The sequence below is a fragment of the Hydrocoleum sp. CS-953 genome (assembly GCF_002260545.1).
In the GTDB taxonomy this organism is placed as follows: domain Bacteria; phylum Cyanobacteriota; class Cyanobacteriia; order Cyanobacteriales; family Microcoleaceae; genus Trichodesmium.
In genome coordinates this window covers 1-2,795 of sequence record NZ_LGSU01000336.1, presented here as the reverse complement: position 1 = coordinate 2,795, position 2,795 = coordinate 1, and the positions used below count along the sequence as shown (strand labels likewise).

The 2,795-nt window shown below is 34.2% G+C and carries 1 protein-coding gene; it reads left to right on the top strand.

All coding sequences use genetic code 11. The features are described from left to right. Positions 1–233: 233 nt before the first annotated feature. Positions 234–2,726, top strand: coding sequence for a dynamin-like GTPase family protein (locus tag AFK68_RS03125; RefSeq protein ID WP_094671554.1), 2,493 nt, complete (start codon positions 234–236; stop codon positions 2,724–2,726). Positions 2,727–2,795: the final 69 nt, after the last annotated feature.

Genomic DNA, 2,795 nt, shown 5'->3' with positions numbered 1-2,795 from the left:
ATTATCAGTATCTAGTAGTCACCCCTAATAAATAAGTAATCAGCTAGAAATTATTGACTGATTATCTAGGCAGGAAAAATTAGTCTCCAATAAGTGACATAAGAATTAAATTGGTTATAAACTAACCTTAGTCGTTGTTTGATTCCGTTAAAAGCCGATACCTAAATACTTAGATTATAGTTGACTACTTATCTAGTAAAATAGTAGAGAATTACTAATACCATCGGGAAAAAATGAACTTAATTCCTAATCAATGTCAAGATTTACAAAATCAGGTAGAAAATCTACTGCAACTATTACATCAAGAACCTACTCTTAGACAACAAGATACAACGGCAGTTCGGTATTCTTTAAATAAAGTAATTTCCCCAAAATTTGAAATAGTATTTGCCGGAGCTTTTAGTGCAGGAAAGTCGATGTTAATTAATGCTTTATTAGGCAGAGAATTACTCTACAGTGCTGAAGGTCACGCCACAGGAACAGAATGTTATATCGAATATGCCGAACCTGAAAAAGAACGAGTAGTTTTGACATTTTTAAGTATTGCTGAAATTCAAGAACAAGTATCAATTTTAAGACAGCAATTAGGTTTAGATACCAGTGCCAATATTGAAGAATCGGAAGTAATTGGAATTATCCGGGAACAATGCAATGCAATTATTAAAAATGAAGGAGGGGAAAATAAATCGGAACGTGCTAAACAAGCAAAAGCATTAAAGTTATTAGTGGATGGTTTTGAGGCAAATCAAGAATTTATTCATCTGACTCAAAATGCTATTTATTCAATGGAACAGTTTAACTTTTCTAACCTGAAAGAAGCAGCAAGTTATGCGCGAAGAGGAATGAATAGTGCTGTGTTGAAGCGCGTAGAATATTATTGTCATCATCCTTTATTAGAGGATGGAAATATCATTATTGATACTCCAGGAATTGATGCTCCTGTAGAGAAAGATGCTCAAGTTACTTATGACAAAATAGAAAACCCAGAAACTTCTGCAGTTGTTTGTATTTTAAAAGCTGCTGCTGCGGGAGATATGACAACTGAAGAAACAGAATTATTGGAAAAAATGCGAGAAAACCCTGGTATTAGAGACCGGGTTTTTTATGTTTTTAATCGTATAGATGAAACTTGGTATAATTCTCAACTCCGACAAAGATTAGAAAGTTTGATTATTTCTGATTTTCGAGATACAGAAAGGATTTATAAAACCAGTGGGTTGTTAGGTTTTTATAGCAGTTTAATTAAAGAGACAAGTCAGGGGGAGCGTTTTGGTTTAGATAGTATATTTGCTAATAGTGTTAAAGGTTTAGATGGAGAGGAGGAAACGCCACAATTTGTCTATGCTTTTAATAATTATTGTGGCACTTCTCGCAAACTTCCTAGTAATTTTCGGGTAAGTATTAATGGTTTTGAGTCACCTAATGAAAATTATGTCAGGATTTTAGAGGAGTGGGGTAAACCATTAATCGAACAATTAATAATTGATAGTGGGATAGAGGAATTTCGGAATGGAATTACTCGTTATCTGAAAGAGGAAAAACGCCCACAATTATTTGCAAATTTAGCAGATGACTTACAAAATATCTGTATACAACTCCAGAAAAATTATTTAGCAACTCAACGAGACTTGGCAAGTCAACCCCAAGAAATAGAGGCAATGAAAGCTCAGGAATTATCATTATTAAATTCTCAACTCCAAGAAGTCGGCGAAGGATTTAATCAACATATTTCTGAGGAAGTAAATTTGCTAGTCACAAATAAATGTGATGGTTTTGAAGCAGATTTTAATCAACTCCAATCTCGAATGATTCGTCGTTTAGATGAACTGTTAGATACTTTTTCTGTTGAAGCTGCTTATAGTCGAGCAACTATTAATCATCTCCGGAATGCAACGGCACCTTTATTAGCAGTTTTAGTCGAGGCACTTTACTATTTAGCAAATCAATTAGAGGATATTTTAGTTGACTCTACTCAGTCAGTAGTAACTGGATTTTTTCAACATTTAATTGATCGAGTTCGTAAGTCAGAATATTATCGACAACTCTATCGTTTGTTAGGCAATGATGGAGGAATTGAAAAACATTTAAAGGAAGTAGAAAAAACAGTTAGCACGGCATTAATAAGTGCAGCGCGAATAGAATGTGACAGATTTGTGCGAGAAAGTCCGCGTTTTTATGATGAAGGAACTTTTTCTATCTATCAGTTTCGGCAAACTTTATTACAAACTTCTCAAAGTTTTGACTGTAGCAGTATGGTAGAAGCGGAACCGGCAATTAGACAATTGTTGAAGTTAGATTTTGAGCCAAAAGTTTCCAAGACTATTCGGCAAACTTTTCGACAAACTGTGAATCAAACTTTGAAGACCAATTTATTACCGATGGCTGAAAAACAAGGGGAAGATATTATGCAGCAATATAATCAAGCGCGGGAATATTTAGAGCAAAGTTTAGAGACGGAAGCTGGAGAAAAAATTCAAAGGAATTTACGTTTTCAAGCTGAGGTTGAGGAGAAGATTAAGGATTATAATCGTGTAGTTTATTCTATTAATAGTTGTCTCCAGACAATGTTGTTGAATGAGCGACAGTTGCCAATTATTTCTGAGTTTGATTTTGGCAAAAGTGAGGAAAATTTGGAAGTAGTAAGTAGTGAGGAGGAGAAATTATTGGAGAGTGATGAAGTGTCGCCTCTTGATGATTTACGTCAGCAGATGAATTTGAATAGTTAGTTTATTAATTGATAATTGATAATGGATAATTGATAATTACCTGTGGTTAAAACCTAGCGGCTTTATACC

What these genes read in the sequence shown, in the direction of transcription:
- AFK68_RS03125 (WP_094671554.1), top strand. Translation starts at nt 234, where the DNA reads ATGAACTTAATTCCTAATCAATGTCAAGATTTACAAAATCAGGTAGAA.